This is a genomic window from Desulfogranum aggregans (assembly GCF_055398265.1).
The window spans coordinates 293193-316230 of sequence record NZ_AP042447.1; the positions used below are offsets into that span (position 1 = coordinate 293193).

At 54.1% G+C, this 23038-nt stretch carries 26 protein-coding genes and 1 pseudogene; all 27 read right to left on the reverse strand.

Annotated features, from left to right (window positions below):
- Window position 1 precedes the first annotated feature (1 nt).
- Window positions 2-1396, reverse strand: coding sequence for a flagellar filament capping protein FliD (gene fliD / locus ACZ52Z_RS01340; protein ID WP_464268965.1), 1395 nt, complete (start codon window positions 1394-1396; stop codon window positions 2-4).
- Window positions 1397-1431: 35 nt separating this feature from the next.
- Window positions 1432-1776, reverse strand: coding sequence for a flagellar protein FlaG (locus tag ACZ52Z_RS01345; protein WP_464268966.1), 345 nt, complete (start codon window positions 1774-1776; stop codon window positions 1432-1434).
- A gap of 67 nt (window positions 1777-1843) precedes the next feature.
- Window positions 1844-3292, reverse strand: a complete 1449-nt coding sequence (locus ACZ52Z_RS01350) for a flagellin N-terminal helical domain-containing protein (RefSeq protein WP_464268967.1) — start codon at window positions 3290-3292, stop codon at window positions 1844-1846.
- 222 nt (window positions 3293-3514) lie between these two features.
- Entirely contained in the window at window positions 3515-3721 is a 207-nt protein-coding gene (locus ACZ52Z_RS01355; RefSeq protein WP_464268968.1) for a hypothetical protein, read from the reverse strand.
- Between the two features lie 76 nt (window positions 3722-3797).
- Window positions 3798-4427: a flagellin gene (locus ACZ52Z_RS01360; protein ID WP_464270742.1), complete on the reverse strand. Its 630-nt coding sequence runs from the start codon at window positions 4425-4427 to the stop codon at window positions 3798-3800.
- Window positions 4419-5297, reverse strand: a pseudogene (locus ACZ52Z_RS01365) (flagellin N-terminal helical domain-containing protein); the annotation flags it as partial. The gene ACZ52Z_RS01360 and the pseudogene ACZ52Z_RS01365, both read right to left, overlap by 9 nt.
- Window positions 5298-5508: 211 nt before the next feature.
- Window positions 5509-5937, reverse strand: coding sequence for a flagellar assembly protein FliW (locus ACZ52Z_RS01370; protein WP_464268969.1), 429 nt, complete (start codon window positions 5935-5937; stop codon window positions 5509-5511).
- Window positions 5934-6176, reverse strand: a complete 243-nt coding sequence (gene csrA / locus ACZ52Z_RS01375) for a carbon storage regulator CsrA (RefSeq protein ID WP_464268970.1) — start codon at window positions 6174-6176, stop codon at window positions 5934-5936. The genes ACZ52Z_RS01370 and csrA overlap by 4 nt, the downstream gene beginning before the upstream one ends.
- A gap of 186 nt (window positions 6177-6362) precedes the next feature.
- Window positions 6363-7361 carry a flagellar hook-associated protein FlgL gene (gene flgL / locus ACZ52Z_RS01380; protein ID WP_464268971.1) on the reverse strand — a complete coding sequence of 333 codons (999 nt, stop codon included), beginning with the start codon at window positions 7359-7361 and terminating at the stop codon, window positions 6363-6365.
- Between the two features lie 3 nt (window positions 7362-7364).
- Window positions 7365-8777: a flagellar hook-associated protein FlgK gene (flgK, locus tag ACZ52Z_RS01385; protein WP_464268972.1), complete on the reverse strand. Its 1413-nt coding sequence runs from the start codon at window positions 8775-8777 to the stop codon at window positions 7365-7367.
- Window positions 8778-8984: 207 nt separating this feature from the next.
- A complete protein-coding gene (locus ACZ52Z_RS01390) occupies window positions 8985-9338 on the reverse strand; it encodes a flagellar protein FlgN (protein ID WP_464268973.1) in 354 nt (117 codons plus the stop codon).
- Between the two features lie 5 nt (window positions 9339-9343).
- Window positions 9344-9634 carry a flagellar biosynthesis anti-sigma factor FlgM gene (gene flgM, locus ACZ52Z_RS01395; protein WP_464268974.1) on the reverse strand — a complete coding sequence of 97 codons (291 nt, stop codon included), beginning with the start codon at window positions 9632-9634 and terminating at the stop codon, window positions 9344-9346.
- Between the two features lie 24 nt (window positions 9635-9658).
- Window positions 9659-10219, reverse strand: a complete 561-nt coding sequence (locus ACZ52Z_RS01400; RefSeq protein WP_464268975.1) for a hypothetical protein — start codon at window positions 10217-10219, stop codon at window positions 9659-9661.
- Between the two features lie 141 nt (window positions 10220-10360).
- On the reverse strand, window positions 10361-10678 hold the full coding sequence (locus ACZ52Z_RS01405; protein ID WP_464268976.1) for a rod-binding protein: 318 nt from the start codon (window positions 10676-10678) through the stop codon (window positions 10361-10363).
- An 18-nt stretch (window positions 10679-10696) separates the two neighbouring features.
- Window positions 10697-11812 (reverse strand): flagellar basal body P-ring protein FlgI, encoded by a 1116-nt coding sequence (locus ACZ52Z_RS01410; protein ID WP_464268977.1) that lies wholly within the window; start codon window positions 11810-11812, stop codon window positions 10697-10699.
- A gap of 20 nt (window positions 11813-11832) precedes the next feature.
- Window positions 11833-12561, reverse strand: a complete 729-nt coding sequence (locus ACZ52Z_RS01415) for a flagellar basal body L-ring protein FlgH (RefSeq protein WP_464268978.1) — start codon at window positions 12559-12561, stop codon at window positions 11833-11835.
- A 1-nt stretch (window position 12562) separates the two neighbouring features.
- A complete protein-coding gene (gene flgA, locus ACZ52Z_RS01420) occupies window positions 12563-13519 on the reverse strand; it encodes a flagellar basal body P-ring formation chaperone FlgA (protein WP_464268979.1) in 957 nt (318 codons plus the stop codon).
- 7 nt (window positions 13520-13526) lie between these two features.
- Window positions 13527-14306, reverse strand: coding sequence for a flagellar basal-body rod protein FlgG (gene flgG / locus ACZ52Z_RS01425; RefSeq protein WP_464268980.1), 780 nt, complete (start codon window positions 14304-14306; stop codon window positions 13527-13529).
- 52 nt (window positions 14307-14358) lie between these two features.
- Window positions 14359-15093, reverse strand: a complete 735-nt coding sequence (gene flgF, locus ACZ52Z_RS01430; protein ID WP_464268981.1) for a flagellar basal-body rod protein FlgF — start codon at window positions 15091-15093, stop codon at window positions 14359-14361.
- Between the two features lie 104 nt (window positions 15094-15197).
- Window positions 15198-15623, reverse strand: coding sequence for a hypothetical protein (locus ACZ52Z_RS01435; protein WP_464268982.1), 426 nt, complete (start codon window positions 15621-15623; stop codon window positions 15198-15200).
- A 30-nt stretch (window positions 15624-15653) separates the two neighbouring features.
- Window positions 15654-16385: a FliA/WhiG family RNA polymerase sigma factor gene (locus ACZ52Z_RS01440; protein WP_464268983.1), complete on the reverse strand. Its 732-nt coding sequence runs from the start codon at window positions 16383-16385 to the stop codon at window positions 15654-15656.
- Window positions 16386-16406: 21 nt separating this feature from the next.
- Window positions 16407-17306, reverse strand: coding sequence for a MinD/ParA family protein (locus ACZ52Z_RS01445; RefSeq protein ID WP_464268984.1), 900 nt, complete (start codon window positions 17304-17306; stop codon window positions 16407-16409).
- A complete protein-coding gene (flhF, locus tag ACZ52Z_RS01450) occupies window positions 17299-18570 on the reverse strand; it encodes a flagellar biosynthesis protein FlhF (protein ID WP_464268985.1) in 1272 nt (423 codons plus the stop codon). The genes ACZ52Z_RS01445 and flhF overlap by 8 nt, the downstream gene beginning before the upstream one ends.
- A complete protein-coding gene (gene flhA, locus ACZ52Z_RS01455; RefSeq protein WP_464268986.1) occupies window positions 18560-20662 on the reverse strand; it encodes a flagellar biosynthesis protein FlhA in 2103 nt (700 codons plus the stop codon). Before flhA ends, flhF begins: the two co-directional genes overlap by 11 nt.
- Window positions 20662-21732 (reverse strand): flagellar biosynthesis protein FlhB, encoded by a 1071-nt coding sequence (flhB, locus tag ACZ52Z_RS01460; RefSeq protein WP_464268987.1) that lies wholly within the window; start codon window positions 21730-21732, stop codon window positions 20662-20664. Before flhB ends, flhA begins: the two co-directional genes overlap by 1 nt.
- 189 nt (window positions 21733-21921) lie before the next feature.
- Window positions 21922-22707, reverse strand: coding sequence for a flagellar biosynthetic protein FliR (gene fliR / locus ACZ52Z_RS01465; protein ID WP_464268988.1), 786 nt, complete (start codon window positions 22705-22707; stop codon window positions 21922-21924).
- Window positions 22708-22738: 31 nt separating this feature from the next.
- A complete protein-coding gene (gene fliQ / locus ACZ52Z_RS01470) occupies window positions 22739-23008 on the reverse strand; it encodes a flagellar biosynthesis protein FliQ (RefSeq protein WP_464268989.1) in 270 nt (89 codons plus the stop codon).
- Window positions 23009-23038: the final 30 nt, after the last annotated feature.

Here is a 23038-nt window from a genome sequence, read left to right on the forward strand (position 1 = left end):
ATTAGCTGTTCTGGTTATAGTTCATGATATTGCTGATACTCGCCATCTGCTGGGCCAGGTAGGAAGATTGGGTATTCATGCCGCTGACAAGGGTCTCCATGGCCGCGAATTGGGATTCCAGGGTCGTCTGCCGCTGTTCCAGTCGCATTTCCATGATCTCAATGCGGTTGTCGACCCGTTTGATATTGGAGTTAATGCTTTCCCGACGGCCGGCGAGCATGCCGGTGGTGGAGCTGGTCATGGATTCCAGGTACTCCTGGAACTGTGCAGCCAGCCCTTTTTTTTCCCCTTCTCCGGAGAGCAGGGCCACCACGCTTGGCAGGTTTTCATCCACGGCTTTGGACAGTACCTCATCATTGACCTGCAGGGTGCCGTCTTTCTGGGTCTCAAATCCTAGCTCTGCAAGGGTGCCCAGCACCCCGGAGGTATCCACGGGGGTAGTGAGCATGGACTGGAGGTGACGCTTGATGGAGTTGATCCCTGAATCGCCACTGAGCAACCCGCCGCCCTCGCCGTTAATCACTGACTGGCCGGTGATAAAGCTGATGACCTCGTTGTAGCCTTTGGCAAAGGCTTCGATGTTGGACTTGATCGCTTCCTTGTCCAGGTCGATGCCCAAATTGGTGGTGGTCCCCTCTTCAGCCTGGAGCAGGTCCAGGGTGACGCCCGGAATGGCCTCGGTCAGGGTGTTGGAGTCGGCATGGATGTCAATGGTATCTACCCGGATATGGGCCTGGGTGGCCTGCTGGACCGGCGGATTGACGGTGCCGGCTGCGTCCTCATAGGCGCCAAGCACATCGGTACCGCCAGTCAGCCCGCTGTCGTCCAGGGTGAACGCGGTACCCACATCATTGCCAGCAAGCAGCAGCCGGTAGGGAGCCGCGCTGCCATCATTGATGATGGCAGCCGAGATGCCGATATCCGCTTCATTGATGGCGTTCATGATGCCTTCCAGTGAATTATTCTCACTGGTGATGTCAATGGCATGACTCACGCCGTCAACGGTCACGTTGAGTGAACCGAGGCCGAAACTGGCACTCTCTTTACTGGCGAATCCGCCTGCGGAAACCGATTTCTGGGCCTGGGCCAGGGTGACCACCTCCACCTGGTAGCTGGTTCCAGCCAGCGCTTCGCTGGAAACAGAGGCGGTGAGGAAGTCTTCTGAGCTTTGACGGATGGAGCGTTGCTGGAGGGTATCCCGGTCACCCAGGGTATCGATAGACTCAAGAAAGGAATTGAGTCGCTTGTCCAGTTCAGCAAAGGCGGACAACCGGTTGCTCATCCAGGTTTTATCCGCTTCGAGCCGGGTAATCGGCAGTCGCTCGATGTTCATCAACTGTTCGATGATGGAACCGGTGTCAAGCCCGGAAGCGAGTCCGCTAAATTGGATAGACATGGTCGTACTCCGTGAGGGACGCTCAGCTCTTCGTCTTACCGGAAGGTATTGACAAAGTTGCCGCTGAGATCCTGCAGGTGTTTGGAGAGGCTGAGCAGTTCTTCTGCCGGTATCTGTCTAATAACCTCTTCGGTCTCGTGGTCGATAATCTTTACCACCAGTTCATTGACCGCATCGTCTTTTTCGAACCGAACGCTGTACAGGCCGTCTTCGGTCAACGCCTTGATCTGGTTGAGCAGTTCTTCACTCTGGACCTGACTGGATTCCTCTTCCACCTGGGGCTGGGTCTCCACTTCCTGGCGTTGCTGCTCCACCTGCTGGTCAGCGTCCTGCACCTTGGGGGGGGAAACGGTTGCACTTCCCACTGCTTCAAGCATCATGGTTTGTTCCTCCTGTTTTTACCTTCAGATTCGGAGGAGCCTGGTGGCCCCTCCGAAGGGATAAAAATTAACCGAGCAGGCTCAGGGCCAGCTGGGGCGCCTGGTTGGCCTGGGCCAGGATGGACACGCCAGCCTGTTGCAGGATGTTCTGCTTGGTCATGTTGGAGGTTTCCTGGGCAATGTCCGCATCCAGGATTCGGGAACGGGCTGCAGAGACATTTTCCGAGATGTTCTGCAGGTTGGCGATGGTGGATTCAAAACGGTTCTGGACCGCACCGAGATCACCACGGCTGGAGTCGACTGCAGCGATTGCTGCATCGATACGCAGGATAGCTTCATTAGCACCGTCACGTGTACCAATATCAATGATATTGACACCCTTGCTTGAGTCTACTGCCAAAGAAGTGGTAGTACCGAAACCTATATCTGCAGTGGTGCCGCCCAAGGTGATCGATTTATCTGCTGTTAAAGTGAGCGTACCCCGAGTAGTAGCATCAGCTATCAATCCAGTGACATCACCTGTTTCTTCAGTTTCAATATTTCGCCCATCCTCAGCGGTTAGGACCACGTCTCCATCGTCATTAAGCGCTGCAGTGATACCAGTTTCATTGGATTTCTGATTGATACCAGATATTATATCATTGGTGGCAACCGAAGTAGTAAGAGTTGTGCCTGCGTCCCCATCATCAGCTTGGCTGATGCTGTAGACCTCCACACCATTTACTTCCAGGGTATAGGCTTCGCCTTCTCCCACGGCGTCTGTTCCGTCACCTGGAGTAACAGTATAATTGGTTTCAGCATCAGCCACCAGTCCTGTGATTCCAGACCCTGAAAGAGCTGCGGCTTTGGCGTAGGCCGAGTCTTCTCCCCGATAAGTGGTATCCGTTGCATGGGCAAATTCGGAACTACTTCGTACGGTTTGTGCATCGCCATCGCCTAATGTAACCGTGATGTCACTGGCTGCATCAGCGGTCACAGCAGCATCACTAGTTCCGGTAGCGACATTACCAATATTTACAGCCTTGATACTACTAATACCGAAATTTATCGTTTCTCCAGCATTATACCCTACTTGAAAGCTGGCGCCTGCAAAACTACCATCAAGAAGCTTTTGCCCATTGAAGGTTGTAGTAGATGCAATTCGATCCATTTCAGAAACAAGCTGGTTGACCTCGGCCTGAAGAGATTTACGGTCACTGGCGGTGTTGGTATCGTTGGCCGACTGTACTGCCAGTTCACGCATACGTTGCAGAATATTGGTGGATTCCTGCATCGCGCCTTCAGCAGTCTGGGCCAGGGAAATGCCGTCATTGGCATTCCGAACAGCCTGATTGAGGCCGCGGATCTGGGAGGTCATCCGGTCGGAGATGGCCAGACCGGCGGCATCGTCCTTTGCAGAGTTGATCCGAAGACCAGAGGAGAGACGCTGCATGGACTTGTTGAGGTTGCTCTGGGATGCGCCCAGGTTACGTTGTGCGTTGAGAGAAGCTACGTTTGTTGCGATGGTAATTGCCATGATATTCCTCCGTGAATATTGTCAGGCGTATTTGTTTTCGTTGGCATCCTTGCCGGTTGATTGTTCATGTACTGCGTGTAGATGTTTCGCTGGTTAGCGCCTCCTGGTGGATTCTCGAATGTATATTTTTTGCCTTGGTTGAAAAAGTTATCGGGAACATCCTTTTCCCTTATACCCTTCATCGACGGGTCCCATTCCATCCTTTAGTTTTTTTTTCTTTTTTTAGTGCCAGGAGCCGAGAATAATATCGTTGTTCTTGCCAATGTTTTGAATTCTCTCGATATTTTCTTGTTTTTGTTCGCGGCCATGCGCATCAATTTTGTGGTTGAGCTGGGCGAGTGGGTGGTAAGGAACCTGTTTTTCTATCCTATTTTTCGGTTCGCGGATGGCTGAATTAAACTTCTGGTGACGGAAATAGAGGATCTGCATTACGGGGTACCTTGATAAAGAGTTCCACTCCGAAGAGGAAACCTCTTCGGAGTGGAGGGGATGGATATGGAATAGTTTACCCCTGGAGCAGCTGCAGGGCCAGCTGGGGAGTCTGGTTGGCCTGGGTAAGGATGGATACACCGGCCTGCTGCAAGATGTTGTTTTTGGTCATTTCCGAGGTTTCCTGGGCAATATCCGCATCACGAATACGCGAGCGGGCAGCGGTCAGGTTTTCCGAGACATTCTTCAGGTTGGAAATAGTGGACTCAAACCGGTTCTGGAGCGCACCCAGATCAGCCCGCTGGCTGTCAATCTTGTTGAGGGCTGCGTCCACGATCTTCAGCGCATCATTGGCGCCAAGGATGTCGCTGATATCAATGGCGGTTACCTCTTCCAGTCCGGCAATGACCTGGTCGCCGCCATTGGTGTTATTGAAGACACTGCCCGCTCCGGCGCCAAGAGTGGAGGTAGCGGTGTAGGAATCCTGGGAGGAGAGTTCAACCACCCCGGCGATCTTGGTGGAATGGTTGGTATTGGTCAATGTCTGTCCCGTGTCACCATCCTGGGGAACAACCCTGATATTACCGGCACTGGTATGGGTGAAATCAGAAAGTTCAATGTCCTTTCCTTCTGCCTGTACCAGGGTCAGTTCGCCGCCGTCCACGGTGGCGGTAATCCCGGTGGTACCGCTCTGGTCGTTGATCACAGTGGCCAGTTCCGACAGGTCATTCTGGGTGACGCTGGCGTTGACCGTCGCCGTGTTGCCGCCGCTCCCCAGGGTAAGGGTGACAATCCCGTCGGCTGAGAGGGTATCCAGGGTGACCTCGGTGCGGGCGGTGGCGGTTACGCCGGTTCTGGAGGCGGAGTTGGTGATCTGGGAGGCAATATCCCAGGCCGTTGCTCCGGCGCCGATAGCGATGGTGTCAGCCCCCTGGCTGCCGGAAATGGTTATACTCTGGCCGGCAATGGTATTGTTGGCAGGTAAGGCGTTTGCCGTAGCGGTCATGGAACCGGTACCCTGCTGGGCGGTCTGGTTGATGCCCTCTGTATCAGCCAGGGTGTATCGGCCCAGATCATCGGCAGCCATGGATTTGATGGAAACGCCTATGGTTTCATTGGCATTGGGCCCTACCTGAAACTGCTGGGAGACAAAGGTGCCGTCAAGGATCTTGAGCCCGTTAAAGGTGGTGGACTGGGCAATGCGGTTCATCTCGGTCTTGAGCTGGTTGACTTCAGCCTGCAGGGCGGCCCGGTCGGCCGCTGAGTTGGTGGCATTGGCGGCCTGGACAGCCAATTCGCGCATTCGCTGCAGGATGTTGGTTGATTCCTGCATGGCGCCTTCTGCGGTCTGTGCCAGGGAGATACCGTCGTTGGCGTTGCGCGCCGCCTGGTTGAGGCCGCGGATCTGGGCGGTCATCCGGTCGGAAATAGCCAGGCCGGCAGCGTCGTCTTTGGCGGAATTGATGCGGAGACCTGAGGAGAGCCTCTGCATGGAGGTGTTCAGGTCGAGTTGGGACTTGGTCAGGTTGCGCTGGGCGTTGAGCGAACCCACGTTTGTATTGATCGTTAAAGCCATGGTTATCCTCCATGAATTTTTCTAGCCTCGGTCGTCCATTGACTGATCTAGGCTAACGATACAAACGTAACTGCTCTCTCAATGCATACTGTCTCTCACAATGCTTTTCGGAAAAAGGGGGGGGGCAGTTAAGGAGTTTTTTAAAAAAAATAAAAAAGCCGCAACCAGCATATGCTGGCTGCGGCCACACCATCTCTTTGCACGGTGGTGCTTATTTTTTTATTTCAGGGAGCGGTGTGCGGGTATCGTACCGGGCGTCTTCCAGGATGACCTGCAGCGCTCGGTTGGTGGTCGGTGCGTACAGGATAGGCCCTGCAAGATTGAGGGTAATCTGTTTGTTCTCGCCTACGCTGACGATGCTGAGCACAAAGCAGCTGTCGTTATCCCCTATCTGCAGTTTTTTTCGTTCTTCCGCATCCGGAACCACCCCATAATCAAGAAAAAAGTTGGTGGGATCGGTCACCACAAAGGCATACACCGGGTCGTCGACCGATTGAATCCAGAACAGCGGCCCCTGCTGCTCATTGGGAATGACCAGAAAATTTTTCAGTTGTTCCAGGCCTATCAGGCCTTCCGGAAAATGGAGGACATTTGCCGGGTCGAATTCAATCTCACCAAATCGGCTTTGTATTTTTTTCATTTTTTTACTTTCCTGCTGGCAAGCTCGTTACTGAGGGCATCGAGATCAGCAATATCCCAACTGGCTGCATCAATGTTTTCCTGACGGATTCGGTCGTAGACCTCCTGGCGGTAAATTTTGGTGTCCCGTGGCGCATCTATACCAATGCGGATACCGCCGCTTTTCACTTCGACAATCTTAATGGTTATATTATCGCCGATAACAATTCCTTCACCGGCTTTTCTGGTCAGGACCAGCATGGTACCACCTATAAGGTATTCCGGAGGGATCCCCGGAGAGTTGAACAAAAGGAGCTGGAAAAAGGCTGTATCGGTTGGGGCGAACGATGCGCTTCAGATCGCCAGTCAAGCCTGCGACAGCCGGTTTCCTGGGAAGTATCGTGCAAACCAGTTGAAAAAGCAAGTGTTTTTAGCTGGTTCTAGGTATCAAATAAAGTCGAGGATGGAAAGTTGCGATACCTTGGAGGTAATGTTCAGCGCGGCCTGAAAGGCGGTTTCCTGCTGAATGATGTCGTTAAACACCTCGATGGCATCGGCATCTTCGTAGCGGGAGAGCACCTGTTGCAGGTCAATACGCACATCTTCCTGGTAGAGCATGGCGCTTTCCACCCGACTGGCGCGATTGCCCAACTGGGAACGGAGGCGACGGTTCTGATCGGCCGCGCCCTTAAGGTCACTGACGCTGGATTGCATGGCTGCCTGATCATTGGCGCGAATGGCCTCTTCCGCCTGGGTCAGCTCAGCAAACAGGTCAAATCGTCCTGCTGACACACCGTTGGGCGGATTGCCGGCCGGGTCGGGCGGGTTGTATGGGCCTTCATTCCAGGTGGTCGTACCCAGAAACAGGTCGTTGCCGGTCAGGTTGACCTGGAGGCGTTCTCCAGGGGTGATTTCCAGCGAGGTCGGGTTTTCATCTCCGCTGTAGAGGACCGGCCAGGTACGGTGATCGTTGGGGTCATAGAGCAGCGGATCATAGGCGCTGTTCTCTGTAAATGGTTTCGTCTCTTCAGCATAGCCGCTGAACAGGTATTTTCCGTCCACATTGCCGTTTGCCGCATCAAGCAGTTCTTTTTTCAGTTGTACCAGCTCATCGGCGAGCACGATTCGGTCTTCATCATTGAGTGACCCGTTGATGGCGTTGACCATTATCTCTTCGGCCCGCTGCATGATGTTTTCCACGTGGTCAAGATGACCGTCAGTGGCCTCCATCACATCCAGTGATTTGCCCATGGTCTCCAGGTAGCGATCCACGTTGCTCAGCTGTTTGCGGGTGTTGAGTACCGGCCGGATCGCTGCCGGGTCGTCGGAGGCGGTGTTGAGCTTTTTACCGGTTGCGCCGATTTTGCGCAGATTTTCCAGGTCCTGGGCTACGTCATTGAGCCGGGAACCGAGCATGCGGTAGGTGGTGCCTTGGGTCGCTTTCATAGGTTACTGTTTAAGTTGAAGGAGGGCGTTCATCATTTCATCGACCGTGGACAGAAACTTGGCCGATGACTCAAATCCCCGCTGGTACTGGATGAGGTCGATCATCTCTTCCTCCAGGGAGACCCCGGAAAATCCGTCCCGCAGGTTCTGCAGCTGCACGGTTGCGTCTTCGGCGCCGGCAAGGGCGAGGTCGTTGCGGCTGGCCTCAATACCGACAGTGGAAACCATCTTGCTGAAAAAGGCATCAAAGGTGTCACCGGTACCGGTGACCTTATAGGTGGTTTCCAGTTCGGCAATGGCCAGCACATTCTGGTTGTCGCCGGCAGCAGCGTTGCTCAGGCCGGCTGCGGCTATGTAGCTGCTGTCGCTAAACGCTACGGCAATGGCCCTGCTGGGTCGGTTATCCGGGGGCAGGGCAGTGAGGTCGTTGAAAAAGAGCTGACCGGTAGCCGGTAGTCCGGTGGCCGGGTCAATGAAGTAGCCGTCATCGTGGATGTCATTGACGGCCGTGGTCAGCTCGACCGCGAGCGTATCAAGATCATTGTGCAGGTCATTGATAAACACATCGCGGATTTCGTAGATGCCGCGGAATGTTCCGCCCAGTTCCTGGCGGCCGATATCGCGGGTAACGCCGGCGATCTCCAGCTGCAGATCCACCTGGCTGCCATTGGTAACGGTCTTGATGGTCATGGCGGTATCGCCCTGCACCAGGGGGAGACCGCCGGGAAGCTGAACCGCCAGCATGCCGCGGTTATCGGTGTAGGTCTGGACGCCCAGGGATTCGGAGAGGTTCTGTACCAGCAGGTCGCGCTGATCCCGGGCCGCATTGGCTGTTTGTCCGGAAATTTCCACCTGGCGGATCCGGTCATTGAGCCGCGCCACCTCGGCGAGCTGTTCGTTAAGGGTTTCCACTGCGCCGAGAATCTCGGTATTGAGGTTCTCATTGATGGTGTTGAGCTCATCGCTGACCTGGCGGAAGGCATCGCCCAGCAGGTTGCCGCGCTGGATAACGATATCCCGTTCGACCTGCCCGCTGGGGTTAGTGGAGAGTTCCTGCCAGGCGTCAAAGAACTTGTCGATTTCTCCGGCCAGGTTGTCTTCGGATACATTAAACAGGCGTTCCAGCTCACTGAGCGGGTTGGACCGCCCCATCTCTTCGCCGTAGGCTATGGTGCTTTCCTGGAGTTGTCGGCTGATGAAGCTGCTGTAATCCCGGCTGACATCGGAAACGCTTACCCCCTGGCCAATGAAAAAATCGCCAAAGTTGACGGCCGGAATCTGAATGAGTTCGGCACGCTGGCGTGAGTAGCCCTCGGTATTGACGTTGGCAACGTTGTTGCCGACGATTTCAATGGATTTTTGGTTGGCGCTCAGGCTGGTTTTGCCTGCATTCAGCGCGTCAAGCAGTCCTGACATGGTTGTTCGTTCCCTGAGGTGATAAACGGATGAACCACAAACCGGGACCAAGGTTCCGGTGTTGTCGATGTTTCTCCGTTTCTTATCGGCTGCTCTGCAGGGAAAATTTAGAAAAGAAAGAGGGGGAAAAGATGGGCAGGGCGAGCAAATCCGTTGCAGCGCCATTCGGGCTGCCGGAAAGGGCGGAGAGCGGGGAGGAGGCTATGGTCAGATCTTGCCGGAGAGCAGGCGACCGTTGATGGTGTTGTTGGCGGTGGCACCGTTATGGCCATAGGTGGTGGGCACCGTGCGTCTGCCAAAGAACTCCATGGTCTCCCTCACCCAGCCCAGCGTAGCGCGAAAGAGAAAGGCGTTACGGCGGTTTTCTTCCTGAACCTGACGGGCCAGGTGCTGGTCCTCCGGGTGAAGCTGGCTGATCGGGCTGAGGGCCTGGATGAGCGCCTCTTTTTGCGCCATATCCTCGGTCATGGCTTTGATATCGAGCTGCTTGGCGTGTTCACGTTCCCTAATGATGGTTTCACGCAGTTGAATGAGCAACTCCTGCACAGTCTCGCGGGTCATGGTCATTATCCTTCCACAAGAAATTTCAGCAGGCTCGAGGCTACCTTGTCCAGATCCGGCTCGTAGGTGCCGTTGGCTACCTGGGCTTTGAGTTCTTCAACCCTGGCGGCGCGGTCGCTGTTTTCGACTTTGGAAGCCTGCATTTCAGTGGCCCCTTTCAGCGCAGAGGAAAACGATGTGGATTCCGCACCTTCGCCTTTGCCGGTTTTCTGAGTTTCCCCGGGACCGCCTGTCTTGTTGACTTTGACGCCGCCGATCTGGGCCATACCCTTAATTCCAAAAAATTCCACAGTCATTTGGTTCACCTGTAGTATTGGCTATCAAACCACCATTGCGGATTCAGACACCCAGTTGTCCAGTTTTTCCATTACCGTGTCGTAGGTTGCATACGAGATGTCGGGCAACCAGCCTCCGAAGGCTTCAAGCGCTTCGCTAAACCCGTTGTCAATGCCTTCTCGAATGGCATCGATACGGGAAGGGTCGCCCCCCGCAACGCCTACGGCAAAGTGGAAAATACGATCAGATGTCTGTTCAACACCAAAATACCCGTCATCGGCTATCAGCTCCTGAGCATCCTCAGGAGAGATGGAGGCGATATCAAGTGACGTGTCACCTGTGAGAATTTGGGTGTCAATGCCTTGCTCTTTCAGCAGGTTGGCTACCAGGTTTTGCAGCATACCATACGAATTCCCCGCACGTTCAGTGATGTTTACATCACTGGTGTAGGTGAGAGCAAGCGCAGATTTACTGCCCAGACTTACCGCATCCGAGGATGTCGAACCGGTGGTCCTCCTATCGCTTAGCGCATGGTAATCCGCGTCTAAACGAAGGGTCTGCTGGCTGTAAATCGTACTATGGTTGTGGTTGATGCTGTGCAACATTTTCCTGCCTCCCTGCAGTGTTAGCGGCGCTTCCGTGGCCGCATGAACAGAATATTCAACGTTCTGTCATTATTCTCATCGGCAGTGGGCGAGGAAAACTTTATTGGAAAAAAAGATTATTTATAAAAAAAATGAAAAAAATTATTCTTTGGTCTGGTTCAAGTGCTGTTCCAGCTGCCGATACACCTGCTGGGCAATGCCCAGGCTCTCGGTGGCGGCCATGGTAGAGGCCAACTCGCCGTCGAGCATTTCTTGGTACATTTCCTCGGCATTGGACTTGGGAAACAGCTTATTCTCCGGTATGGATTTGCGCATCTCCTTGAGCAGCGACCGGATAAAGACAGCCTCAAAATCCTGGCTGGATTCTTTTAACGCCTTTTTTTCTTTGCTGGTGACCGCGGAGGAGGGCGTCTGAGCGGTGGGCGGCGGCAGCATGACTGATGGCGGATAGGATTTCATCGTATTGTCCTGAAAAGTTTAGAGGATAACCAGTTCACCCTGGAAAGCCCCTGCGGCCTTGATGGCCTGAAAAATGGCGATCAGGTCACGCGGAGTGGCACCGATTGCGTTGAGCGCATTGGCAATTTCACCGATATTGACCCCCATCTCCAGCACCACCAGGTTGCCTTCTTCTTCTATGGCCTCAATGGTCGTCTGCGGGGCTGCCACTGTTTCTCCGGCGGCCAGAGGGTTGGGCTGGGAGACCTCAATGGATTCGGAGATAATTAGGTTGAGGTTGCCATGGGAAACAGCGACCGTTGAGATACGCACGTCCTGCCCCATGACAATGGTGCCGGTACGTTCATTGACCACAATGCGTGCAGGAACATCGGGTTCGATCTCTATGTTTTCCAGCTCAGCAATGAAGCCGACCATGCTGCCTGGATAATCGGTTGGCTTTTGGACTCTTATCGAAGCCGAATCAAGGGAGTCGGCAGTTGCCGGACCAAACATGTCGTTGATTGCCCGGGTCATGCGGGAGGCGGTGGTAAAGTCGGTCTGGCGGAGCTGAAAGAGCAGTTCCCCGTTGTCAGGAAGGGCGAAGTCAACACTGCGTTCAACAATCGCGCCACCGGCAACGCGCCCGGCGGTGGGGAAATTCTTCTGCACCTGGGCAGCCTTGCCGCCAAAGGCTATTCCGCCTACTGCCAGTGGCCCCTGGGCAACCGCGTAGGTTCTTCCGTCCGGCCCTTTGAGCGGGGTCATGAGGAGATTGCCTCCGGATAGACTGGTGGCATCACCGATGGAGGCGACATGGATATCGATGGTACTGCCGGGGCGGGCAAAAGGCGGCAGCTCAGCGGTGACCATCACCGCGGCGACGTTGTCGGTCTTCATCTGGTTGAAGACATCCGGGGTAATGGCCATTCCCATGCGTTTGATCAGGTTGATCAGGGCCTGACGGGTAAAAACCGATTTTTTGATGTCGTCGCCGGTACCGTTCAGGCCGATGACCACCCCATAGCCCATCAACTGGTTGTCACGCACGCCCTGAATGTCGGCAAGGTCTTTGATGCGTGCAGCGTTGGACGGTGCAGCGCAATTCACCAGGAGCAGAAGGAGCGTAAGGATGGGAAGTATAACGTTGTTCATAATTACTGTTCCATCAGCCTTTAAAATGGCCAGGTATTGTCAAGAATGCGCATCAGCCATCCAGGTTTTTGTTTATCAGAAATAACACCTTTTCCGGTATAGGCAATTTGGGCATTCAGGATTTCGCTTGAATTTACGGTGTTGGAGGCTGTGATGTCAAAAGCCCTGACAATACCGGTGAGGTAGATGACCTGGCTTTCGTTGTTGACGGTCACTGATTTCCCTCCGCGAATTTTCAGGTTGCCGTTGGGGTAGACTTCTATAACCTGGGTTGTCAAGGTGGCTGCCAGGTCCTCTGAACGGGTGGTCCTGCCGCTGCCGGTAAAGGCATTGGAAAAATTGGCCTCCACCAGCTGGGACATATCCAGATTGGGGTTGTTTTCCTCAAACACCGCCTCGTAGCCAAACAGCTTGGGAATACCGGCGGTCATGCTGCTGTCGCGGTCGGTTTCGGTGGTGGCCTCCTTGGAGGCGCTTGCCTCTTCCTGGATGATCACCGTAACAATGTCGCCGATGTTGCGTGCTTTGATATCTGCCAGCCAGTTGCCCTCATCGCCAGTCCACAGGGTGCCGGGCGACTGGGGTTGCGGTGCCTGGACAACAGGTGCCTCCAGTGGTTCGGGCACGGTTACCACCTCCTGGGTACGCTGGCTGCAGCCAAAAGACAGTGCCAGCACCAGGAATGCCGACAACAGCCCCAACAGGGAGTTTGTGCGAGGACTGGGAAAAAAGAGGGGTGTCGCATGCATGTTAGAACTCCACTGTCACTATGCCCGGTGAATAGACCCGCGCATAGATGAGTTTGTTGGAAGAAATGTTTTTGACCCTGATGACGTCTCCGGTCCGGCCTGATGCCTTGGCAATACCGTTGGTGGTGATGCGCAGGTTGCCCTTGACCGCCTTAATTTTCACCAGCTCGCCTTCCTCAATGATCGGCGGGAAGGTGATGTCCGTCTGTTCTATGGCTCGTCCTGCACGCAAGGTACTGGCTGCCTGCATCCCGATCAGCTCATTGGCAGCGGTGACCGGATGGCGCAGGCGGGTAATGTCATGCCTGCTCATGCTGATCGCATCGCGAGTGATGATCGTTCCCCGGCGAATGGTTTCCCGTGCCACGGCAACCGGAGCCATGATTTCCACCTTACCCCTGACCGTGCAGTTGTGCGTCGGTTGACCATCAACCTTGAAGAATATTGAAAAACTTGAACTGCTCACAATATCTGGCCTGGAGGGCGTAACCCGCCAACTGACCTCGCCGTAGGGAAGCAGGATCTCCGATGGTGAACGGATAGAGGTAAAGCGAACCTCTCCCTGAGGCAGTTTTTTCCGATGCTGTTCCAGGTAGTCGATGATAATGCCCTGGAGTTGTTTTTGCTGTATACGGATTGCCTGGCGGGTAACGGTCACCGTTGGAGCACCTTGCCAGTCAACCATCCCGGAATAGACGCTCTGCACGGTAGAGCGGATGGCAGCGGGGTCCAGTTGTTTTTGTCCACCAGGAGCCGGCGATGGTGCGATAATCGTCTGGCCCAGTGTACGTGCCGCCGCATTATCCGGATGCAGGACGGCAACATCTGACAGGGTAATGTCTTCGGCAGACACGATCGCTTCAGTGCTCAAGGTGATTGACACCGCAGCGGCCACCGAGTGAAAAGGCGCAGCCAGCAGCAGTGCGGTGATGCTGATCAGTAAAAAAAATCCTTGCATAGTCAGGTTAGAGATTCGTCACGGTCTGCATCATTTCATCGGAGGTAGAGACAACCCTGGAGTTGATCTCAAACGCCCGCTGACTGGTAATCAGCTGCGCCAGCTCCTCCACCACGTTCACGTTGGAATTTTCGATAAAGCCCTGGAGCAGCAGGCCGTAGCCGTCAGTTCCCGGGGTACCGACAACCGCTACGCCGGAAGCCTCGGTTTCGCGAAACAGGTTGCGACCGACGGCCAGCAGGCCGCCATTGTTGACAAAGGTGACCAACTCGATGTTGCCTAATTCCGTTGTTTCGGTTTCATCGCCGAGCAGTGCACTGACGACGCCATTTTCACTGATGGTGATCTGCCGTGCATCATCGGGAATAACAATCTCTGGCTGTAGCGGATACCCGTCGGAGGTGACCATGCGGCCATCGCCGTCAAGCTTAAAGTTTCCAGCTCGGGTATAGGCGGTGTTGCCGTTGGGCAGGTCGACCTGGAAAAAACCATCGCCCTCTATGGCGACCTCCAGCTCGTTTTCCGTCTGTATCAGGTCGCCTTCGGTAAAGACTTTGCCAACCGCTCCGGTTTTCACTCCCAGACCCACCTGAATACCGGTGGGTGATCTGGTGTCATCAGAGGTGGGACTGCCCGGCACCTTCATTATCTGATAGAGCAGATCCTGAAAATCGGCGCGGCTGCGCTTGAACCCGGAGGTGGAAACGTTGGCCAGATTGTTGGATATGACATCGATGTTGAGTGTCTGCGCCGACATGCCGGTGGTAGCTGTCCAGAGAGATCTCATATATTGCCTCGTGAGCGTTAATTTTTCCGGGTATCCCGGGTATACGGTGCGATTATGCTACTGTGCCAAGTTCATCCTGCTTTTCACTGAGCCGGGAATAATTTTCCAGGGCCTTGAGGTGCGCTTCAAACTTGCGCTGGGTATTGATCATGGTGGTCATCTCCTCCATCATATTGACGTTGGAGGTCTCCAGGCTGCCCTGGACAAGGGTAAAGTCAGCCAGAGGCCTGTCGCCCCCCTGCTCGAGGCGAAAGCGAGTCCTGTCCACCTGTTTGAGCTGTTGTTCGTCGGTCACCGCATAGAGCTGCAGCTGCTGGCCCTGGTTTACCCCGTTGATGGCAATTTCTCCCTTCTCGCCAATGTTAATTCGCTTGCCGGCAGAATCCAGCAGTTGCAGGGGCTGGTTGCCTGCGCCAATCACCGTGTAGCCGTCAGAGGTTTTGATCATGCCGTTGGCATCGATCTGGAAATGCCCTGATCGGGTATAGAAGGTATCCTGCCCCTTGCGGACTTTGAAGAAACCCTCACCGATGATGGCCATGTCCAGATCCCTGCCGGTCTCCTGCATGGCGCCCTGGCTGAAATCCGTTCCTATTCGCCGGATGCGGGCGTAATTGATGCCTTTGGCATCGGTTACCTGTTTGGCATCGCTCAGGATTGATTCGAAGCTGATGCGGTTCTTTTTGAAGCCGGTGGTATGCACATTGGCCAGATTAGCGGCAATGTTGTCCAATGCCTGCTCCCTGGAGACCGCCCCACTCAGCGCACTGTATTTTCCGGAGACCATAATTTTTCCTGTCAGCGTTTACTCTTCTTGTTGTTCTATTCGGCAATTGCTGGGTTTTTCTTAACCGGTCTTTTAGCGGACAGCCGCCCAGGCAGCGTATACCGTCAGACCGATGGACCTATGTTGGCCATGGAGTGGAGCTTGATTAATTGATCAGCTTCTACCGTGGAAATCCGCAGGATCGAGGCAATCTCCTCCCGGGGCATCCCCTGCGCAAGCAGTTTGCTGAGTATGGTGTATTTTTCCGGCGGAGGTTGATGAATCCTGGCCTGGTTGAGCAGCCTCGGGGCCTGGAGGCTGGTATGCAGGGTGGCCTGGTCCAATGTCTTTTTAAAACCGGAACCAGGGGCGAATTGTCCGTCGCTGGCAAGGGCGAGTGACAGTTTTTTTTCCAATCGTTTTAACCGTTGTTGATCCAGCTGCGATGAACGGGTACCGGTAGGCTGCTTTTTTTTCAGGGCCATCACCATGAGGCTGAAACAAAAGCCAAGCAGGGTGCAGCAGATGATGAGAACGATTTGGGTATTCACGTGTTCACCTCCTGATAGAGAACAGGTGCGCTATTCATACAGTTCCGAATTGAGCAGTTTCACCCGCAGTTTCAGCAATGCCTGGCTATGCAGCTGGGAGACCCTGCCTTCGGAAACGCTGATTACTTCGGCAATCTCCTTTTGCGTCAACTCCTCATAATAGTAGAGTGCTATAACCAGGCGTTCTTTCTCCGATAGCTCTTCCAGAATGTCGGCGAGAAGGTAGGTGAGTTCCTCCTTTTCTATGATTTCGGAAGGCGTAGGACCCTCGACATCCTCCAGGGCGTCGAGGAAACTTCTTCCTTCCTGGCTGTGATCCAGGGACTCGTGCAGGCTGACACAGCCCAGATGACTGACCTGGGTCAACAGAGAGTGGTATTCATCAAGGGTGCTGTTCATGGCTGCTGCCATCTCCTCTTCACTGGGGGATCGACCAAGGCTGCGCTCCAGGCGAAGCATGGTCTGGGTGAGCTGGTTTTGCTTGTCTCGCAGGGTTCGCGAAAACCAATCAAGTTTCCGCATTTCATCATAAATGGCGCCCCGCATGCGATATTCAGCATAGGTTTTGAACTTGACCCCTTTGGAGCTGTCGAATTTATTGGCAGCGTCAGTGAGGCCGATCATGGCTGCACTGGTCATGTCTTCCCTGGTCATGAATGACGGGACCTGGGGGACCATTCGCTGCACCACGAGTTCGACCATGGGCAGGTTGTCGCGGATCATCTGGGACCGCTCGTCAAGTGGAGGTACCGGTGGATACATAATTACCGCATCTGTCCGTTACTATTTGCTGCCGAAGTCCAGCAGTCTTTTCCAGAAAAACTGAATGGACCCTTTGGGTTCAATGGTCTGGGGCTCCTGCATGATGGTGCGAGTAAGTGCCGCAAAAGCGCTGCTGGTTTTGGAATCAGGGTAGAGCTCAACCATGACCTGTTGCTTGCGGATGGCATCGATCATCATCTTGTCGCGAGGGATGGAGCCTATATAGTCAATAGAGATATCAAGATACCTGTTGGCCACCATGGTCAGTTTACGGTAGACATCAAGCGCTTCCTCCTCATTGCGGATGAAATTTACGATCAGGTTGAAATGTTTTTCATGATACTGCGTGGACAGCAGTTTCATTAAGGCATAGGCATCGGTGATCGCCGTCGGTTCAGGGGTAGTCACCACCAGTATTTCATGGGCTGCCGTGTTGAAGTAGGTGACATTCTCCGAAATACCGGCCTCCGTATCAATGAGGACAAAGTCAAAGTCATTGTGCATGGCATCAAGCGCCTCGAGCAGTCGCATCTTTTCGTGGGCGTCCAGTCGGGTAAATCGCTGCACTCCTGAACCGGCAGGAAGAATCTTGATCCCTCTCGGCCCTTCGACCAGGATGGCGTCCAGTTCCTGCTCGCCGGAGAAAAAGTGGTTCAGGTTATAGGTGGGAGCAAGCCCGAACACAACGTCGATATTCGCCAGCCCCAGGTCGGCATCAAGAATCAGCACCCGTTTGCCCATCCTGGCAAGGAGAACCGCCACATTGGCCACCACAGCGGTTTTGCCGACACCTCCTTTGCCGCTGGTGACGGCAAAAACCCTGGTGGTCGAGGGGGCAGGGGAAGTGTCATCTTGTTCTTGGGTATTGATAGCCCGCAGGGTTTGCGCCTGGTCAAGGGGACGTTGTTGGTTCTCAGCCATCGTGCAGGGTCCTTTGATCGTTCACGATTAGGTTCGCTATGGTTGCTGGATGAGGGGCGATAATATCTTCTGGCACCCGCTGCCCATTGGTAAGAAAGGAGATGGGGGTACTTATGGTGTTATGGATATTGGCAATGATGCCCAGCTGGTCGCATTCGTCTATCTTGCTGAAAATAAACGTGCTGATCGGCAGGACACTGAAATTTTCCACGGTTTCCAAAAGCTCATATTCGCGCGTAACCGAAGAGAGCAGCAGGTGATGTTCGATGCCGTGGCCCGGTGAAAAAAAACTTGCCATCTCAGCCAGATCGTGGGCGTTTCTATGGCTTCTCCCGGCAGTGTCGATCAGGATCAGGTCGTAGTCGCTATACTTGTCCAGCAACTGGTCGACCTCCTGGGGCTTGAGAATGACTTCCACCGGCAGCCGCATGATCTCACCGTATACCTTCAGCTGTTCCACTGCTGCGATCCGGTAAGTATCAATGGTAAAGAGTGCCACTTTGCCGCCGAATCGGCTCAGGTAATTCGCCGCAAGTTTGGCTATGGTGGTGGTCTTGCCCACACCTGTCGGTCCGATAAGGCTGATTCGTTTTTGCCGCTTGAGTTTGCGCTGCAGTACCTTTTGGGTAACTATGGATTTGGCAATTGCCCCTTTGAGTGCTGATTGTTCATCAAGCTGCGCATCGGGTGGTGAGCAGCGCAAATTTTCCATGGCCTGGTCGGCAATGGAGGCTGCGAGGCGTTCATTTATCCCGAATTCCCTCAGCTGCCTGCACAGGTGGCCATCTTGGTCTGCGAGCGCAGCAGGGCGCGCCTGGACAACCGAAGAGGGGCGAGGCCTTGAGCCGGCGGCCTGGATGCTGCTTACCTGCCGGGTCAGACCGGCTATGGTATCTTTGAGGGCAGCGATTTCCTCCTGGAGATGATCCGGCTGCGGCGGGATAGACTGAGGAGGAGGCGTTTTAGGGGGCGGTTCCGGTGTATCCCAGAGGGTGTCGTAGGAAAGCTCTTCGTCCTCTGCTTGGGGAAGAGTCGTTTGCTTGGCATAGTGTCGATATGGATCGGCACCCGGTTGTTTTTCCTGGGGAGGCCAGTCATTGTCGATGGCAGCGGTAATCTCGAGCATGGGTTTGCCCATGAGGCCCAGTTTGCCGCCGCGTCGAATGGTACGGGTGGAGAGAATCAGGGCGTCGGGACCAAAGGCCTCCTTGACCTGCTTTAACCCACTCGTCATATCGGGAGCTTCAAAAACCTTAACTTGCATTGATGGTTACCGTACCGACCGATTGAATATTGACATTAGTGGTGATTTCATTGTGGGAGAGGACAGCCAGGCTTGGAAAATACCGTTCGGTCAACCGCCGGACATGGTTACGAATCTGGGGGGTGACCAGCAGTGCCGGTTGCATGCCGCCCGGATAGCCGGCAATGAGATTGCTGAGGCTATCGAGTATTTTCTGGGCAATGGTTGGGTCAAGGGCCAGATACGACCCATGTTCCCGGTGCTGGATGGCGGTTTGGATGGTGTCCTCCACATTTTTATCCATGGTCAGGATAGCCATGGTGCCGTCATCCTGGGTAAAGGCCGCTGAGATGGAGCGTGAAAGGGCATGTCGCACGTATTCGGTCAGGGTATCGGTGTCCTGGGTCATGGGAGTGTAGTCCGCCATGGTCTCCAATATCGTCCGCAGGTCGCGTATGGACACCCCTTCCCTGAGCAGGTTCTGCAGTACGCGCATGATGCTGCCCAGGTTGAGGATGTTGGGGACCAGCTCTTCCACCAGTTTGGGGTAGGTCCGGGCAAGGTTGTCGATCAGGTTCTGGGTTTCCTGCCGTCCGAGCAGTTCGTGGGCGTGCTGCTTGATGGTTTCGCTGATATGGGTGGTCATTACGGTGGTGCAGTCGACCACGGTATAGCCGGCGATCTGGGCCTGTTCGCGTTTATCCTCGGTTATCCATAGAGCCGGCAGCTGGAATGCCGGTTCCTGGGTGGGTATCCCCTTGATGGTTTCCGTTACCATTCCGGGGTCCATCGCCATGTAGTATCCGGGCATCATTTCCGCTGTGGCGATCTTCACCCCTTTCAGGCTGATGGTGTACTGGTTGGGGTTCAGCTGGAGATTGTCTTTGATATGTACCGGTGGAACAATGAATCCACTGGTGACGGCAAACTGTTTGCGGATGGACTGTATCCGTTGGAGGAGTTCTCCGTCCTGAGCGGCATCGACAAAGGGAATGAGGCCGTATCCCACCTCAAGCTCGATCAGGTCGACATTGAGCATCTTTTCATAGTCTTCGTCCGGTTGAACGACTGGCTGCGGCTCCTCGGCAAGGGCCTTGGCTTCTTCCTCTTCCCGGTCTGATTTATCGATCCTGTAGCCGGTAAAGGCAAGAGCGGCAGAGAGAACGAGAAAGGGGAAGAAGGGCAACCCCGGGATCAGGGCAAAGGCCAGAAGAATACCAGATACCACCCACAGGGCTTTGGAGTACCTGGTGAACTGGCTTTTCATCTCTGTGCCAAAGTCATCGCGTCCGGTGGAACGGGTAACCAACATACCCGCAGCCGTGGAAATGATGAGTGCCGGCACCTGCCCGACCAAGCCATCGCCAATGGTCAGGATAGTATAATTCTGGGCCGCATCAGCAATGGGCATGCCCTTCTGGAGTACCCCGATAATGAAGCCGGCACCGATGTTGATGAGGGTGATGATGATTCCGGCGATGGCATCGCCGCGAACAAATTTGGATGCACCGTCCATGGCGCCATGAAAATTGGCCTCGTTGGAGATGTCCTCGCGCCGTTGTCTGGCGGTCTGTTCGTCAATGAGGCCGGCATTGAGGTCGGCATCAATGGCCATCTGCTTGCCGGGCATGGCATCTAGGGTAAAGCGCGCGGCAACTTCAGCAATACGGCCGGCACCTTTGGTGATGACGATAAAGTTGATGATCACCAGGATGATAAAGATGACCAGCCCTACCACATAGGAGCCGCCGACCACAAACTGGCCAAAGGACTGGATCACAGAGCCTGCCGCGCTCATGCCTTCGTGACCGTGCAGCAGTATGAGTCGGGTAGAGGCCACATTGAGAGAGAGCCGTAAAAGGGTCGTTGCCAGCAGGATAGAGGGAAATATGGAGAACTCCACCGCCTTTTGGGTGTAGAGACTGATGATCAGGATCAGGATTGCCATGGTTATGTTGAACGAAAGGCAGAGATCCAGAATAATCGGGGGCAGGGGGATGATCATGAGGACCAGTATCCCCACCAGGCCGAGGGACGCGAGAATGTCGCTTCGCTGCAGAGCGTCCTTCAGGTTAATACGGGTGAGCAGAGATTGGGTACTGACACTTTCCATTATCGCTGTGTGGTTTGTAAGGAGTAAACATATGCAAGGATCTCGGCGACTGCCTTGAAAAGATCCTCAGGTATTCCCTGGCCTATTTCTACTTTTGTATGCAATAACCTTGCCACTGGTGGGTTTTCAACCAGGGGGATATCATGTTCCCTCGCCAGTTCGCGAATCTTTGCAGCTACCAATTCCTGCCCTTTGGCAATGACTTGTGGAGCATCCATGGTGGTTGCATCATACCGAAGGGCCACCGCAATACGCGTAGGATTGGTGATAACAACATCAGCTTCCGGGACAGCGGCCATCATCCGGCTACGCGCGAGTTGCTGCTGGATGGAACGAATTTTTGACTTGATGTGCGGATCACCTTCGGTTTCCTTCATCTCCTCCTTGATTTCCTGCTTGGTCATTTTCATTTTCTGCTCCATTTCCCAGCGAACGAAGCCGTAGTCAATGGCAGCGAGAAAGATCATAATGGCAGCAACTTTGGCGATGATGAGCAGGGAGGTTGTACCCAGATACTGCAGAGTTGCACTGACGTCCATTTCACCAAGCAGGAGTGCCTCGTCAAATTCTCCTGCTGCGGTGTCAAAGGCGACCCAACCGATGAGAAGGACCTTGCTTAAGGACTTGATCAACTCAACCAGGGATTTTTTTGAGAAAAACCGGCCCATACCCTTGATGGGATCAAGTTTTTTCAGGTCAGGGGTCAGGGGTTGGGCGGTAAAAAGCCACCCTATCTGCACATAGGTGGAAAAAAAACCAACCACCATGGCCACGAGAAAAAGGGGGGCCATGAGCAGCCCCAAATGCTTGCCGAGAAAATAGGACAGTTGCATGATCGATGGCGGGGTAATGGCGAATTCACCACTTTTATTCCATACCATGGCAATCACGTCCTGCAGGCTCCGGAAGAACACCGGTGCATAAAAAATCCAGAAAAGCAGCAGGATAGTAAACAGTGCAGCGGTCTGTACTTCCCGGCTCTGCGCCACCTGTCCCTTTTTGCGGAAGTCGGCTCTTCGTTTTGCCGACGGTGCTTCTGTGCGTTCGCCTGTGGAGGTTTCTTCAGCCATGAACAACAACCCCTTACGGATTCAAGGATTACAGCAGCTACATCCCAGTTCTTTGCAAATCTTGCACCTGAAAAGAGGAATAAGCAACAACGATCTGCCGACCGGTGGAGCGCGGTGGAAAAGGAGGATGAATTGGCTACTTCTGTGAGAAAAAAAGAAGGACAACCGATGGGAGAAACGGGAATGCGCCTACAGGCGTCCGAAAAGGTAGAAGAATTCCATGATATTGAACCCCATCGTGTCAAATTCACGACGCAATATAGTGACAGCTGCGTTGAGTGTCAAACCTATGACAAAAAAGGCGATGCCAATGTTCATGGGAAAGGAAAGCATGAAGACATTGAGCTGGGGAAAGACCCTGGCAAGTATGCCTAACACCAGGTTAGAGATAAGCAGCAGGGCCAGGATAGGGGCACTGAATTTAACCCCCAGAATAAACATCTGACTGCCGAGCTGCATGAGCTTGGGGACAACTTCGCCGGAGAAGTCGAGATATCCCGGTGGAAACATCCGGTAAGACTCAATGATTGCCTGAAAAAAGAAATGGTGCCCATTCAAGGCTAAAAAAACGAGAATGGAGAAGATATTGATAAACTGACTCATCAACGATAATTGCTGAGTGGTTTGAGGGTCGAATATATTGGCCGCGGCAAAACCCATCTGGTACCCGATCACCGTCCCGCCAAAGCTCACTCCGGAAAAGATAAGCTGTGCCGTCAATCCGATAAGCGCGCCGAGAATGATTTCGTTGACCAGGAGCAGACCGAGTTCAGTGGGGGAGCGAATGCCTTGGGGAGTGTATTCGGCCATCAGAGGAAAGAGCAGCAGGGCGGTAGCCACAGCAAGCCCGACCTTCAGCCGCCCGGCGAGTTGGGAACCGGCAAAGACCGGTATGGCTGCGATCAGCGCCAACACCCTGGAGAGGCAGAGGAGGAAGCTCTGAAACTGGTCAAGAGCAATGAGTTGAAGGTCCATGGCACCACTCTGTTGCCGTGCAGGCAGCCCGCTACCTGCCGATGGTTGCGATATCCGCGATCAGGGCGGTGGTGAAGGTGATGAGCAGATTCATGATCCACGGGCCGAAGATGAGCAGGGTGACGAATACCGCGACAATCTTGGGAATAAAGGTCATGGTTTGCTCGTTTATCTGGGTTGCAGCCTGGAAGATACTGATAATCAGACCAACCAGCATTGCCACCAGCAGCATAGGCGCCGAGGCAAGCAGGATGGTCTCAACCGCCTTTCTGCCGATGTGAATAACCGTCTCAGGACTCATTGTTTTTTCCCCTGTTTGCCAAAGATCAGC